Origin of the sequence: Streptomyces sp. CRCS-T-1 (genome assembly GCF_024442335.1) — a bacterium.
Taxonomy (GTDB): Bacteria; Actinomycetota; Actinomycetes; order Streptomycetales; family Streptomycetaceae; genus Streptomyces; species Streptomyces koelreuteriae.
Window position 1 is genome coordinate 7,307,261 of record NZ_CP101651.1, and the last position, 13,605, is coordinate 7,320,865.

Annotated in this window: 13 protein-coding genes; 1 reads left to right on the forward strand and 12 read right to left on the reverse strand. The window is 72.6% G+C overall.

The annotated features are described in order from the left end of the window. Nucleotides 1-92 precede the first annotated feature (92 nt). Nucleotides 93-755, forward strand: a complete 663-nt coding sequence (locus tag NNW99_RS33160) for a phosphatase PAP2 family protein (RefSeq protein ID WP_215122828.1) — start codon at nt 93-95, stop codon at nt 753-755. Between the two features lie 13 nt (nt 756-768). On the opposite strand, the gene NNW99_RS33165 is transcribed toward NNW99_RS33160, so the two are convergent. The 12 genes from NNW99_RS33165 to NNW99_RS33220 are packed head-to-tail and all read right to left on the reverse strand — an operon-like array spanning nt 769 to nt 13,604. Beyond that, nucleotides 769-2,094, reverse strand: a complete 1,326-nt coding sequence (locus NNW99_RS33165; protein WP_215122829.1) for a glutamate-1-semialdehyde 2,1-aminomutase — start codon at nt 2,092-2,094, stop codon at nt 769-771. A gap of 7 nt (nt 2,095-2,101) precedes the next feature. Continuing rightward, nucleotides 2,102-2,653: a dTDP-4-dehydrorhamnose 3,5-epimerase gene (gene rfbC / locus NNW99_RS33170; protein WP_215122830.1), complete on the reverse strand. Its 552-nt coding sequence runs from the start codon at nt 2,651-2,653 to the stop codon at nt 2,102-2,104. Beyond that, the gene (locus NNW99_RS33175; protein WP_215122831.1) at nt 2,650-3,849 is read right to left on the reverse strand and encodes a polysaccharide pyruvyl transferase family protein; all 1,200 of its coding nucleotides are present in this window, start codon (nt 3,847-3,849) and stop codon (nt 2,650-2,652) included. The genes rfbC and NNW99_RS33175 overlap by 4 nt, the downstream gene beginning before the upstream one ends. Then, nucleotides 3,846-4,793: a glycosyltransferase family 2 protein gene (locus NNW99_RS33180; protein ID WP_215122832.1), complete on the reverse strand. Its 948-nt coding sequence runs from the start codon at nt 4,791-4,793 to the stop codon at nt 3,846-3,848. The genes NNW99_RS33175 and NNW99_RS33180 overlap by 4 nt, the downstream gene beginning before the upstream one ends. Continuing rightward, nucleotides 4,790-6,091 (reverse strand): hypothetical protein, encoded by a 1,302-nt coding sequence (locus NNW99_RS33185; RefSeq protein WP_215122833.1) that lies wholly within the window; start codon nt 6,089-6,091, stop codon nt 4,790-4,792. The genes NNW99_RS33180 and NNW99_RS33185 overlap by 4 nt, the downstream gene beginning before the upstream one ends. A 5-nt stretch (nt 6,092-6,096) precedes the next feature. After that, a complete protein-coding gene (locus NNW99_RS33190; protein WP_215122834.1) occupies nt 6,097-7,380 on the reverse strand; it encodes a DUF4910 domain-containing protein in 1,284 nt (427 codons plus the stop codon). After that, entirely contained in the window at nt 7,368-8,393 is a 1,026-nt protein-coding gene (locus tag NNW99_RS33195) for an NAD(P)-dependent oxidoreductase (RefSeq protein WP_215122835.1), read from the reverse strand. Before NNW99_RS33195 ends, NNW99_RS33190 begins: the two co-directional genes overlap by 13 nt. A 3-nt stretch (nt 8,394-8,396) precedes the next feature. Beyond that, nucleotides 8,397-9,044, reverse strand: a complete 648-nt coding sequence (locus NNW99_RS33200; protein ID WP_215122836.1) for a PIG-L deacetylase family protein — start codon at nt 9,042-9,044, stop codon at nt 8,397-8,399. After that, nucleotides 9,041-9,835 (reverse strand): glucose-1-phosphate cytidylyltransferase, encoded by a 795-nt coding sequence (locus tag NNW99_RS33205; RefSeq protein WP_215122837.1) that lies wholly within the window; start codon nt 9,833-9,835, stop codon nt 9,041-9,043. Before NNW99_RS33205 ends, NNW99_RS33200 begins: the two co-directional genes overlap by 4 nt. Beyond that, a complete protein-coding gene (locus NNW99_RS33210; RefSeq protein WP_215122838.1) occupies nt 9,832-11,076 on the reverse strand; it encodes a class I SAM-dependent methyltransferase in 1,245 nt (414 codons plus the stop codon). Before NNW99_RS33210 ends, NNW99_RS33205 begins: the two co-directional genes overlap by 4 nt. After that, nucleotides 11,077-12,327 carry a glycosyltransferase gene (locus NNW99_RS33215; RefSeq protein WP_215122839.1) on the reverse strand — a complete coding sequence of 417 codons (1,251 nt, stop codon included), beginning with the start codon at nt 12,325-12,327 and terminating at the stop codon, nt 11,077-11,079. It lies immediately after the preceding gene. Nucleotides 12,328-12,329: 2 nt separating this feature from the next. Beyond that, nucleotides 12,330-13,604, reverse strand: a complete 1,275-nt coding sequence (locus NNW99_RS33220; protein WP_215122840.1) for an O-antigen ligase domain-containing protein — start codon at nt 13,602-13,604, stop codon at nt 12,330-12,332. Nucleotide 13,605 lies beyond the last annotated feature (1 nt).

A 13,605-nucleotide genomic window follows, 5' to 3' on the forward strand; every position in this document is an offset into this window, starting at 1 on the left:
GTTAGGGTGACAGCCGGAGACTGACGGCGCCCGCGCGGGCCGAGTCGGACACGACGGGGGGCTCGTTCGTGGGGAGTTGGCGCCCAGAGGTCATGGCTGCCCGGCGGTCGGCGCCCGCGGTGCTGCCCCCGGCGCCGCGCGGCTTGCTCGGTCTGATCGCGGTCCTCGCCGCGCTGGTGGTCGTCGCGCTCGGGGTCCGGTACGCCGGGCACGGTGAGCCCGGCGCGGGTGACGGGTGGATCCAGTCGGCGGTGGACGGGGTGCGGCCGCCGTGGCGGTACCTCGCCCTGGCCACGGACTTCCTGGCGGAGCCCCTGGGCGCGGCGGCGCTGGTCGTGGTCACCGTGACGGGCTGCCTGCTGCTGCGGCACCCTCGCGCGGCGGTGCTCGTCGTCGTGGGCGCGGGCCTGACCGTGGGAACGACGAAGCTCCTCAAGCCCCTGGTGGGACGCACCATTCACGGCCCGGACAACCTGTCCTACCCGAGCGGGCACACCGCCTTCCTCACCGCGCTCGCCCTCGTGGTGGCGCTGCTCGTGACCGGCCGGCTCGGCCTCGGCAGGACGGCCGGCACGGTGCTCGTGCTCGGGGCGGCGCTCGTCGCCGGCGCCGCCATGGGCTGGGCGCAGGTCGCCCTCGGCGCCCACTACCCGACGGACGTCCTCGGCGGCTGGTGCACCGCGCTGGCCGTGGTGCCGGCGACCGCGTGGCTGGTCGACCGGGTGGCCGACTCCGGTCGCCGGGAACGGCATTGACGTCACGTCAGCTTCATACCGAGCGGCGGAACACCGGCTTCACCGGCCGCCCGGCCAGCCACGGGGTGGGGTCACCGGCGTCCAGTGCCTTCCGGTACACCGCACAGGCCTGGGCCACCACGTCGACGGTGTGATCGATGTCGGCATCGTCGAGTGCGCCGCTCACCACGAACGACGGCGCCAGCACACCGCCCGCGAGGAGCCGCCGCAGGAACAACGTGCGGTACTCCTGCGACGGTTGCCCCCTCTCGTCGAGGGTGGCGAACACCAGATTGCTGGCCCGGCCCCGCACGACGATGTGGTCACCGACGCCCATACCGGCCGCCGCCTCGCGGACACCGGCGGCCAGCCGCTCCCCGAGGGCGTGCAGCCGCGCGGTGACGCCCTCCTCGGCATAGGTGGTCTGCACGGCCATCGCGGCGGCCAGCGAGTGCGTCTCCGCACCGTGCGTGGTGGACAGCAGGAACACCCGGTCGCCGGAGTGACGCAGCCCGCCCCACTCCATCAGTTCGCGGCGCCCGGCCAGCGCGGAGACGGCGAATCCGTTGCCCAGCGCCTTGCCGAAGGTGGAGAGGTCGGGGACGACGCCGTACAGGCCCTGGGCGCCCGCCTCGGACCAGCGGAAGCCGGTGATCATCTCGTCGAAGATCAGGACGCAGCCGTGCCGGTCGGCCAGCTCGCGCAGTCCGGCGAGGTAGCCGGGCGGCGGCTCGGTGTGGGTGGCGGGTTCGAGGATCAGGCAGGCGACCTCGCCCTGATACCGGGTCAGCAGCTCCTCCGTGGCGGCCAGGTCGCCGTAGGGGAACGCCACGGTGAGGTCGGTGGTCGCCGCCGGAATGCCGGCGGACATCGCGGTGGTGCCGATGAACCAGTCGTCGACGGAGAAGAAAGGATGGTCGGAGCAGAGGGCCACCCGGGTACGCCCCGTGGCGGCGCGGGCGAGGCGCACCGCGGCGGTGGTGGCGTCGGAGCCGTTCTTCGCGAACTTCACCATCTCGGCGGTCGGCACCGTGGCCAGGAAGCGTTCCGCGGCCTCGACCTCCATGACGGAGGGCCGTACGAAGTTGCTGCCGCGGTCGAGTTCCCGCCGCACCGCCTCCAGCACCCGGGGATGGGCGTGGCCGAGGCTGACCGACCGCAGGCCTGACCCGTACTCGATGTAGCGGTTGCCGTCGACGTCCCACACATGGGCGCCGCGGCCGTGGCTGATCACCGGGGCCAGGTTCTCGGGGTACTGGTCGTCGCCCTTGGCGTAGGTGTGCGCGCCCCCGGGGATCATGGCGTGCAGTCGCTCGTTCGCCGCCCGCGACCGGGGGAGGAGGAACTCTTCGGTGTCCACGCTCACTTCACCTTTCCATGTGCTTCAGGACCTCGGCGAGGCTCGGCGCCTCCCGGTCCCGCTGGGACATCGAGCTGACCGGCAGCGGCCAGTCGATGGCGAGCTCCGGGTCGTCGAAGGCGATCGTCACGTCCTCGGCCGGATCGTGCGGCCGGTCGATCCGGTACGAGGTGTCGGCCGTCTCGGTCAGCGCCTGGAAGCCGTGCGCGCACCCCGCCGGGATGTACAGGGTCGTCTGCGTCTCGCCGGACAGGTCGAAGGTGGCCACGTTGCGGTAGGTCGGTGAGTCCGGCCGCAGGTCCACGACGACGTCGAAGATCCTCCCGTACGAGCACCGCACGAGCTTGGCCTCGCCCTCGCCGGAGCGCAGATGCAGGCCGCGCAGCACGCCCCGGACCGAGCGGGACACGCTGTCCTGGAGGAAGGCGTCCGGGTCGAGGCCCACCGAGCGGACCACGTCGGCGTCGAAGGTGCGGCAGAAGAAGCCGCGTTCGTCGGCGTGGGGGGTCGGCTCGAAGAGGAACGCCCCCGCTATCTCCGGGACTTCGGTCGCCTTCATGGAGTCTCCTTCGCCGGGAACAGGGCTGCCGTCAAGGCGCTGAAATGGTCCGCGAGTTGCCGGCCGGCAACTCGGTTCCGCTCTGCCAGGGTCTGCCGCAGCTCCGCCGAGCGCTTCTCCAGCTCCCGGAACTGCTCCAGCAGCCGGTCGGCGTCGACCTCGCGGGCCGGGTGGCAGTACGCGGCGAGGCCCATCCGGTCCATGAGCGCGTCGCTCTTCGCCGCGTAGCTGAGCGCGAGCGTCGGCGTGCCGGCCTTCAGCGCGCAGATCAGGTTGTGGTACCGGGTCGCCACCACGGTGTCCGCGGCCGCCGTCTCCTTCATCAGGTCGGCCAGCGACACCGCCTCCGCCGCGGTGACCAGCGGCGAGTCCACCGCGTCGAGGATCGCGGAGACCACGGGCGCGTCGCACGCGTCGCCGGTGAGCAGCCGGACCGGTCTGCCGTCCTCGACCAGCGCGCGGACGAAGCGGGTCGTCCCGTCGAGGTAGCGCCGGTGGATCTCCTCGGCCCGGGCGCGGTCGTCGTCGCCGCCGTGGAAGTCCATGACGCCGACGCAGACCAGGCCCGGTGGGCCCGAGGGTGCGCCCGCCTCCGGTGCCGGCAGGGCGAAGGCGAGATCGGGACAGACCTCGTCGCGCGCGGTGTCCACGCCCATCTCCCGCATCGCGTCGCGGGACGGGGCGTCCCGGTACGACCGGTACGCGGCCAGCCGCGCCGACCAGCGCACCAGGGCCCGGGTCGGACGGTTGCCGATCGGGGCGGCGCCGACGCCGACCAGCGCGACCCGGGCGCCGACCAGCCGGCCGCTCGCGCAGAGCAGGAACAGGGAGTACGGAAAGCCCCACGGCCGCAGCGGCAGCGTGGCCTCCAGGACGCCCATGCCCGGCACGATCACCACATCGTGCCGGCGCACCCAGGCGGCGGTGCGGACCACGTCCACGAGTTTGCCCAGGCCCTTGCCCGCGATCGCGCCCGCACGGGACGCGGTCCGGTACTCCCCGCGGTACCAGTGCAGCCGCGTCGCGGGGATCCCGTACCGGGCCGTGACGACCTCGGGTCCGCCGCAGAGCGCGTCCACGACCGCGTCCGGGTGCTCGGCGCGGAGATACCCGAGTACGGCCTCCAGCGACCCGTCGTTGCCGAGGTTGCCGGAGCCGAGCAGACCGAACACCCCGACGCGCACGGGAGTTCTCATGTCCGCCGCCCCTCGCGTCCCGCGACGAGGTCGTCGACGGAGACGGTGAGCTTCGCCGGGTCGACCGGGGCGCGGTCCTCGACCCGCTCGCCGGCGCCCGGCCGCACCCGGCTGGTCATCCACGCGGCCAGGTGGCGGTAGCAGGCGCGCCGGTCGGCCGCGGAGAGCGGCGCCCGCTGGATCGCCGAGACGAAGCCCCCGACGTACTCGGCCAGCAGCCGGGGCGTCGGGTGCAGCCGGCCCGCCCGGCGCGGGTCGAGGTTGACGCACCGGGAACGCTTGGAAGGGTTCGCCCGTTCGGCGCGGGTGGGATGGTCGCGGCGGAAGTACAGCAGCTCGGGCACCTGGTGGAAGGGCCCCTGCAGCACGATCTGGGCGACGAAGGTGCGGTCCGCGTGGTGGTAGCTGTCGTGCGGCTTCACCCGGCGCAGCATGTCGGCGCGCATCACCCCGTAGAAGTCGTCGCCCCCGGGCTCGAACAGGAAGCTGCGGAAGCGCTCCGGCGCGTGCGGGGAGGCGGTGGCGAGCCCGTACTCGTACGGGACCTTCACCCGCCCCTCGCCGTCGATGACCGCCTGGTCGGAGTGGGCGAGGACCAGGTCCGGCCGCGCGTCCAGCGCCTCCACACAGCGCCGCAGCAGGTCCCGGGCGTAGAGGTCGTCGTGCGAGGCCCACTTGAACAACTCGCCGCGGCACTCGGTGAACACGTAGTTGTGGTTCGGCGCGGCGCCGATGTTGCGGGTCAGCCGGATGTACCGGATGCGCGAGTCCTTCTCGGCGTACCGGCGGCAGATGTCCTCGGTCCCGTCGGTCGAGGCGTTGTCGGAGACGACCAGCTCGAAGTCCTCGTAGGTCTGGCCGAGCAGGGCGTCGAACGATTCGGCGAGGTACTGCTCGCCGTTGTACACGGGCAGGCCGATGCTCAGCCGGGGATGGGCGGTCATGACGTCCTCACTTCCGGGATGGGATGGTGCCGGTGCTCGCCGAGGGCGGACCGCAGATGCAGCCACCACACGGCCGACGCGCAGCCGGTCGCGGCGGCGACGCCCCAGGCCGAGCCGACCGTGCCGCCCAGGACCGCGCCGCCGAGCCCGCCGGCGACATAGCAGGCGGAGGCGAACAGCTGGCAGCGCAGGCTGCGCCGGGCCGCGGCGAGCGCGCGCAGCCCGGCCGCCGCGCCGGTGCCGAGGCCGGCGCCCGCGACGCCGAGGGTGACCGGCACGATGAGCTGTGCGGCGGAGTGCCAGACGTCGCCGAGTACGAACGCGCCGAAGCGGTCCGGCATCAGGAGCAGTGCCCCGCCCCAGAGCAGGGCGGCAACGGCCTGTCCGCCGCCCAGCAGGAGGCAGAACCTGCCGAGTCGGTGCGGGGCCCGGCGCAGCACCCGTGCCGCCTCCGAGACGGTGACCAGCGACAGCCCCATCAGCACGGCGAGGAACGGTCCGAGCAGGAGCTCGGCGCCCCGGACCGCGCCCACCGCGCCGACCCCCACGATCGCGCCCAGTCCGTACGCGCGCAGTTGGCTGGCGCCGCTGAGGCTGACGTTCTCGACCAGGTACCGGTAGCCGAGGTCGCGTTGCTCGCGCAGCCACGCGCGGGCCCGGGTCACCCGGGGCAGGATGCCGGACTGGACGTAGCCGTACCCCGCGGCCACCGTGGCGGACGCGCCCCAGGCGAGCACGAAGGCGGCGACGCTGCCCACCCGGGCCGCCACGACCATGGCGGGGACGAGCGCCACGCCCCACACGAGGTCGTTGACGAACGCCTTCCGCCCGGCGCCCGCGGCGAAGAACGCGTACCGCCAGGCGTCCTGGAGCAGCAGCCCCGGCAGCATGACGCCGAGACAGGCGAACGCGGGCCCCACGCTGCCGCCGAGAGCGAGGCCGACCGCAACACAGGCCGCACCGATGGCGGCACCGACGCCGAGCGCGGTACCCGACGACCGGGCCACCGCCCCGCGCCAGGACGCGTCCGGCACACCGCTGAAGCGCACCACGAGCGGGTCGGTGGCGAGACCGCGGGAGACGTTGAGCACCACGCCGTACGTCACCCAGGCGAGGCTGAACACGCCGAACGCGGTCACCCCCAGCGAGCGGGCCACATAGATGCCCACCGCGAAGTTGCTGATGCTGGAGGCCGCCTGGTCGGCCAGTCCCCAGGACAGCCGGCCGACGAAGGCCCGCCGCGCGGATCCGGCCGGTGCCGCCGGCGGCGTCCCGGGATTCTCCTCCTCGGTGTTCATCGGTCTCACGCCTTGATCAGCCCGGCGTCGCGCAGGGCGTCGGCCGCGGCGGCGACGGTGTCGAACGGCAGCCCCGACCGCTCGGCGACGTCCAGCAGACCGTGCTCTCCGTCGGAGAGGCTGAGCACCCACAGCATGGCCATCTGGGCCTGCTTCGCGTCGCTGCGCCCGCCGAGCGAGTCGTACAGCCCGCGCCTGCCGAGCTGCGGTTCGCCGTAGGGGCTGAGGTTGACGTACCGCCGGTTGCGGTCCAGCACCGAGAACGCCTCGCGGCAGACGGCGAGGGTGTCCGCCATCGCCTCCGGGGACACGAAGTCCGGGTTGTCCGCCGAGGTGTGGTACTCGGGGTATCCGGCGTACGGGGTCCGGCTCAGCGAGCCCACGCCGAGGTCGAACCCGGGCGAGCAGTACTGCCGCTCGTCGTAGCCGTACGGAGTGAACTCGGTGACGCGGTGCGGGCGTTCGGACGCGGTCAGCACATGCCGCAGCACCCGGTCGATCTCCGCGTCGCCGCGCCTGCTCCGCTTGTACGTCAGGTGCCCCGAGTCGCCCGCGCAGGCCAGCACGAGGCCGTGCTTGACCCGGTCGATCCGCTCCGCGTTGCGGGCCAGCCAGGTGATCGCCCCGATGGTTCCGGGCGCGAAGATGAACCGGTAGGTGTAGTACGGCTTCTCCGCCGCCAGCGCCCGGGCCAGGAACACCGCCACCGCGACGCCGGCCAGGTTGTCGTTGGCCAGCGACGGATGGCAGACATGGCAGGAGACGATCACCTCGTCGGCGACCTGCCCGGGCACCACGTGCTCGGCGTAGGTGAGGTGACCGTCCGCGAGGGTGGAGTCGACACGGACCTCGTACTCGCCCTCCGGCAGCGCGTCCAGGGTCTCCTGGGCCAGGCAGAACCCCCACTCCGGCTTGTAGTAGCTGGTGCGGTACGGCACCCAACCCGGGTGCTCCGGCAGGGTGTGCAGGTGTGCGCGCAGCTCGGACAGCGGCATGGTCCGTGACACCGGCACGCTGTAGCCGAGCACATGCAGGCTGGACGCGGCGAAGTCGACGACCCGCTTGCCGGAGGCGTCGGCGATGTACGCGTCCCGGATGTTCCACTCCTGCGGCACCGTCCAGTCGAGCACCTGCGTCCCGGTCGGCACCTCGTGCACCCGCAGCGGGACGTACTCGTCGACGATCTCCAGGGTGGCGCGCACCCCGTCGCCGGTGATGCTCCGGCAGAGCGGGTACATCCGCTCCACCAGAGCATGCATCTCCTCGCCGACAGCGGTCATCGGCGCCACCGCAGGGTGTCGTCGACGGCACCGGCGTCGGACGCCGCGCGCAGCACGGCGAGTCGGGTGAAGCGCTGCTCGAAGTCCTCCTGGGTGAGGCCGTGTTCGCGGTAGGCGTCGGCGAGTTCGAGCGCGCCCCGCTTCACCGTCCACTCGCAGTCGAAGCCGGGGATCGCCGCGCGGAACCGGGAGAAGTCCACCCGGTACGACCGCGGGTCGGCGCCGTTCTCCCCGGTGATCACCACCTTCGAACCGGACACCGCCTCGGCGACCTGCTCGGCGATCTCGGCGACCGTGACGTTGTTGGTCTCGCTGCCGATGTTGAACGCCCGGTCGTGCACCGCTTCCCGCGGCGCGGTCAGCGCGGCCGTGAAGGCACGGGCGATGTCGGCGGCGTGCACCAGCGGCCGCCAGGGCGTGCCGTCGGAGAGGACGAGGACCTCGCCGGAGAGGAGCGCGTGGCCCACCAGGTTGTTCAGCACGATGTCGGCCCGCAGCCTGGGGGAGTAGCCGAAGGCGGTGGCGTTGCGCATGAACACCGGGGTGAAGTCGCCGTCGGCCAGCGCGTGCAGGTCGTCCTCCACCCGCACCTTGGACTCCGCGTACGGCGTCACCGGGCGCAGCGGGGCGTCCTCGCCCACCAGGTCGTCGCCGCCCGCCGCGCCGTAGACCGAGCAGGTGGACGCGTACAGGAAGCGCCGCACCCCGGCGTCGCGGGCCAGCCGGGCCAGCCGTACGGAGGCGTGGTGATTGATGTCGTAGGTGAGCTCCGGCGCCAGCGATCCCAGCGGGTCGTTGGACAGCGCGGCGAGGTGGATCACGGCGTCCACCCCGGCCACGTGCTCGGCGGTGACGTCGCGCAGGTCGACGCGGTGGCCCGACGGGTCCGCGGGCGACGGGCCCAGCACGCAGTCGGCGAAGAGTCCGGCGTCGAGGCCGACGACCTCGTGCCCGGCGGCGCTGAGGACCGGGGCCATCACGGTGCCCAGATAGCCCTGGTGACCGGTCAGCAGTACGCGCATGGTTCATCCCCCCAGATGGAGCGTGAGTTTGTTGACGTCGAACGCCTCGGCGTAGCGCTCGTGGCATTCGATGCCGCGGATCCGTGCGAGACCGAGGAAGGCCTCCCGGTCGTACCAGGGCCGGTGCCGCTGCGAGGGGTAGTGCTCCTGCAGCAGCCGCACCTTCCGCTCGGCGGTCTCCGTCGACAGCGGCTGGTACGCCGCCGGACGGCCGAGATCGCCGTCCCACTTGACGATCTCGTAGCCCAGTACGAGGTGGTCGCGGAACGCGGTGGGCAGCAAGCGCGCCAGGCCGCGGTGGTCCTGGTGCGCGTCCTCGGTACGCGGGGCGAGGATCAGGTCCGGATCGGTCCGCTCGCGCAGCTCCTCGACCGCGGCCTTGGCCTCCTCCCAGTGCGCGGGCAGCCGGCCGTCCGGCAGCTTGAGCACCGTCAGCCGCAGGTCGGCGCCCGGGCAGAAGGCGGCGAGCGCGGCCCGCTCCTCCTGCTCCCGCTCGCCGCCCCCGCCGGAGAGCACCAGCGCGTCGACACGGACACCCGGCCGCGCGAGGCACAGCGTCAGCAGCGTGCCGCCGGCGCCGATGGCGATGTCGTCGCAATGCGCGCCCACCGCGACGATCCGGTCCAGGGGCCCCGCCCCGAGCCGGATCACGCCCTGGCTCCGACGCTGTCCCGCTCCCACACGGCCCACGGCCGGTCGCCCCGGGCGTACGCCTCGTCGAGCGCGGCCCGCTCCTTCACGGTGTCGGTCGGCTTCCAGAAGCCGCGGTGCTGGTGCGCCACCAGCCGTCCCTGCTTGGCCAACTGGGCGCAGCCGTCGGCGACCAGGTCCCCGTTCTCCGGGATGTGGTCGAAGACCTCCTGACGGAGCACGAAGTAGCCGCCGTTCTCCCACAGCGGCATGTCGCTCACCGCGGTGATGCCCCCGACCAGGCCGTCCTCGCCCAGGTCCACACAGTGGAACGAGGACTGCGGCGGAACCACCATCATCGACGCGCCCGCGTCACGCCGGGCGAACCGGTCGATCATCTCCGGCAGCGGGGCATCGGTGAGCACGTCGGCGTAGTTGGCGAGGAACATCTCGTCGCCGTCCAGATGGTGCCGCACCCGGCGCAGCCGCTCCCCGATCGGCGACTCGATGCCGGTCTGCGCGAACGTGATCGTCCAGTCCGCGATGTCGGTGGACAGCAGCTCGGTCCGCCCGTCCCGCAGCACGAAGTCGTTGGACGTCGTCTCCTCGTAGTTGAGGAAGAAGTCCTTGATGTGATGGGCCCCGTAGCCGAGGCACAGGATGAACTCCTTGTGCCCGAAGTGCGCGTAGTAGCGCATGACATGCCAGATCAGCGGCCTGGGTCCGACCATCGCCATCGGCTTGGGCACGTCGTCCGCCGCGCCGCTGCGCATCCGCATCCCGTAACCGCCGCAGAACAGAACGACCTTCATGCCTTGACCTCGACAATGCTCAGTTCCGGGATGGGGAAGACCAGCCGGCCGCCCCACTCGTGCACGAAGGAGAGCTGCTCGACCAGCTCGGCCCGCAGGTTCCAGGGGAGGACCAGCACGTAGTCCGGTTTGTCGGCGGCTATCTGCTCGGGCGGCAGGATCGGGATGCGGGTGCCGGGCGTGAACCTGCCGTGCTTGTACGGGTTGCGGTCGACCGTGTACGCGAGCAGGTCGGGCCGGATACCGCAGTGGTTGAGCAGGGTGTTGCCCTTGCCCGGGGCGCCGTAGCCGACGACCGTCTCGCCGCGCTCGGCCGCCTCGATGAGGAAACGCAGCAGGTCCCGGCGGACCTTGGCCACCCGGGCGGAGAACTCGGTGTACCCGGACAGCTCTTGCAGCCCGGCGGCCTTCTCCCGGGCGAGTACGTCGGCCACGCGTGCGGTCGGCTCGCCGGCCACCTCGGCCGGCCGGGCCCACAGCCGGATGGAGCCGCCGTGCGTGGGCAGCAACTCGACGTCCACGAGGGTGAGTCCGCCGCTCGCAAGGGCCCGGATCGCGGACGCGACCGTGTAGTACTGGAAGTGCTCGTGGTAGATCGTGTCGTACTGGTTCTCCTCGATCAGGGTCAGCAGGTGCTGCACCTCGATGGAGACCCAGCCGTCGTCGGCGACCAGGGCGCGCAGACCCTCGGTGAACCCGACCACGTCGGGGATGTGCGCGTACACGTTGTTGGCCACGACCAGGTCCGCCGGGCCGTGCTCGGCGCGGACGGCCGAACCGGTGTCCGGGCTCAGGAACTCCGTGAGCGTGGGCACGCCCGCGTCGCGCGCCGCGGCACCGACGTTCACCGACGGCTCGATGCCCAGGCAGCGGATCCCCCGGTCCACCACGTGCTTGAGCAGGTACCCGTCGTTGCTGGCCACCTCGACCACGAAGGCCTCGGAGCCGTCGGTGCCGAGCCCCACCCGCTGGACGGCGTCGGCGACGAAGGTGCGCGCGTGCTCCACCCAGGACGTCGAGTACGAGGAGAAGTACGCGTACTCCTTGAACGTCTCCTCCGGCGTGATGAGCGGAGGGATCTGCGCGAGCCAGCAGTCGGTGCAGACCCGCAGGTGCAGCGGGTACGCCGGTTCCGGCTGGTCCAGTTGGTCCGCGGCGAGAAAGCTTTCGCAGGGCGGGGTCGCCCCCAGGTCGACGACGCTCGCCAGCGCCTCCGAGCCGCAGAGTCTGCATCGTGTCATTTACTGCCCCCCATTGATTCGGTCCCCATGGATGCGGTCCCCGATGATTCGGTCCCCGTTTGATTCCGACCGCCCCGCGATCGCGGTGCGGTACCCCTCCACCAGGCGCTCCAGGCCGACGGCCGGGCTGAAGCCCTGCTCGTACCGCCTCCGGGCCGCCTGGCCCATCTCCCGGTTGCGGGCTTGCTCCGCCGTGATCCGGCGCAGGCGGTCCGCGAGCGAGGCGGTGTCGCCCGGCCGGTGCAGCAGCCCGGTCACCCCGTCCTCGACGAGTTCGACGAAGGCCCCGTGACCGGCGGCGACGACCGGGACCCCCGCCGCCATCGCCTCGACGACGACCAGGCCGAACGCCTCCAGCCACGTCGAGGGAGCCACCACGGCGACGGCCCGCGCGATGGCCTTCCGGCACTCCGCCGTGTCGTACAGGCCGACGTAGCGCACATCGTCCCGGCCCGCCGCCCAGGCGATCACCTCCGGCTCCAGCGGCCCCGTGCCGGCGATCACGAGCGGCACGCCCGCACCGCCGCCCGCGGCGACCTCGTCCCACGCGGCCATGAGCAGCCGTACGCCCTTGGCCTCGGCGAGCCGGCCGAGATAGAGCAGATGCTCGCCGGCGCCCTCTCGGCACGTCCCCGGGTCGGGCACGAAGTTGTGCTTCACCGTCAGCCGCTCGGGCGGCATGCCGGCCCGCACCAGGACGTCGCGCTGCGCCGCGGAGATGCAGAAGAACCGCTCCACGCCGGTCCACCACCGCCGCCGGTTGACCGACAGGCTGACCGCGAGCGGCACCGTCGCCAGCCGGGAGCCGCGGTAGCAGCCGTGCCGGACGGCGGGCAGCGGCGTCGACCCGACGCACGCGGTGCAGGGCCGGCCGTCCCGCTGCAGCGTGCCCGGCGGGCAGATCTGCGTGTAGTTGTGCAGCGTGGCCACGGCGGGCACACCGGCGTCGGCGCAGGCGGCCAGCACGGCGGGCGACAGCAGCGGGAAGACGTTGTGGACGTGCACCACGTCCGGCCGCTCGGCGCGCAGCCGGGCGGCGAGTTCCGCCCGGACCGCCGGGTTCCACGGCACCAGCAGCGGTATCGCGGCCTTGCCCGGCAGGGAGCGGGCGGCGATGTCGTCGCTGCGCCGCTCGAACACCCCGACCCGGTGACCGGCCTCGCGCAGCAGTGCCACCTCCTGGTCGACGACCTTGTTCTCCCCGCTCGGCTGTGCCGAGGCGTAGCGGTTGTGCACCACGAGGACATGCATGGTCAGCTCACCTCCGATCTCTGGGCCCATCGCGGAATGCGTCGTGCGGGCGCTTCGGGCGTCGAAGGCGCTTCGGAAGGCGCTTCAGAAGGCGCTTCGCTCGTCGAGCGGGGAGCGGCCCCGGCGGGTGCCGCCAGCAGCGAGGCGGCCACGGCCAGATGCAGCAGATACGGCGAGGCGTCGCCGAGCCCGGCCTCGGTGTACGAGGCGATCGCGCAGTAGCTGATCAGGAAGATCGCGCAGGCCCTCTGCAGCGACGGCGGTCGCAGCAACGCGACGCCGCCCAGCACGATGAAGACCGCCGCCACCAGGGCGACTCCGGCCAGGCCCTGCTCGTGGTAGACGGCGAGCCAGCTGTTGTCGATCGGCAGCCCGCCGAACGACTTGTCGCCCAGGCCCGCGCCGAACCACTGCTCCGAGGTCGTCCGGGGCGCCGCCAGCAGGGCGTTCCAGACCTTGGCCCGGCCGGTGAGGCTGGTGAAGTTCTCCTGGCTCTGCCCGCGCAGGAACCACGCCTGCAGCGCGGCGTTGAACCCCACCGCGGCCACGGCGGCGCACCCCACCGCCCAGGCGAAGAACCGGCGGGCGGCGGCGCTGGTCAGGACGAGCGAGCCGATCGCCAGCACCAGCCCGGCCAGCAGGCCGAGCGTGGCCGTCCGGGTATGGGTCAGCGCGAGCAGGAGAAGCGACGGCACGACGACCAGCGCCGCGCTGCCCCGGTCGGTCCGCCGGCCCAGGACGAGCAGCACGGTGAGCCCGATGATCACCGCGGCGTACTGCCCGATCTGCGGCGGGGTGAGCGGCCACAACGCGCCGACCAGCCGCCCGCCGTAGAGCTCGGGCATGGCCGCGCCCGGTGAGACGGCCAGGCCCGCGGCCACCGACCCGAGGACCGCGAAGTACATCCGGATGTGATGCCGTGCGAACGTCAGGCCGCCGTCCCACCAGCGGCTGAGCAGCCACAGCGTGGTGACGAAGAGGCCCAGCCGGGCGCAGCGGAACAGCGCGCCGAACCCGGACTCCAGGCTCGCGCTGGAGATCACGCTGACCACCAGCAGCAGCGTGAGCAGGAACACGAAGGCACTGGGCCGGATACGCAGCCGTGGATTGACCGCGAGTGCCAGCGTGAACGCGGCGACCAGCGCGCCCATCGTGACCATCTGGATGAGCGAGCGCGGCAGCGGGACGATGGTCTTCGCCCCGGCGGAGCCGAGCGTGTTGAGGATCAGCAGCCCCCAGGCGGTACCGACGATCCTCGGCATCCGGGACGTGGTCATC

Bases quoted from the DNA above. Each gene is read 5' to 3' on its own strand.
- rfbC (WP_215122830.1), bottom strand. From the start codon at position 2,653: ATGAAGGCGACCGAAGTCCCGGAGATAGCGGGGGCGTTCCTCTTCGAG.
- NNW99_RS33205 (WP_215122837.1), bottom strand. From the start codon at position 9,835: ATGAAGGTCGTTCTGTTCTGCGGCGGTTACGGGATGCGGATGCGCAGC.
- NNW99_RS33220 (WP_215122840.1), bottom strand. From the start codon at position 13,604: ATGACCACGTCCCGGATGCCGAGGATCGTCGGTACCGCCTGGGGGCTG.
- NNW99_RS33180 (WP_215122832.1), bottom strand. From the start codon at position 4,793: ATGACCGCCCATCCCCGGCTGAGCATCGGCCTGCCCGTGTACAACGGC.
- NNW99_RS33160 (WP_215122828.1), top strand. From the start codon at position 93: ATGGCTGCCCGGCGGTCGGCGCCCGCGGTGCTGCCCCCGGCGCCGCGC.
- NNW99_RS33175 (WP_215122831.1), bottom strand. From the start codon at position 3,849: ATGAGAACTCCCGTGCGCGTCGGGGTGTTCGGTCTGCTCGGCTCCGGC.
- NNW99_RS33215 (WP_215122839.1), bottom strand. From the start codon at position 12,327: ATGCATGTCCTCGTGGTGCACAACCGCTACGCCTCGGCACAGCCGAGC.
- NNW99_RS33210 (WP_215122838.1), bottom strand. From the start codon at position 11,076: ATGACACGATGCAGACTCTGCGGCTCGGAGGCGCTGGCGAGCGTCGTC.
- NNW99_RS33185 (WP_215122833.1), bottom strand. From the start codon at position 6,091: ATGAACACCGAGGAGGAGAATCCCGGGACGCCGCCGGCGGCACCGGCC.
- NNW99_RS33195 (WP_215122835.1), bottom strand. From the start codon at position 8,393: ATGCGCGTACTGCTGACCGGTCACCAGGGCTATCTGGGCACCGTGATG.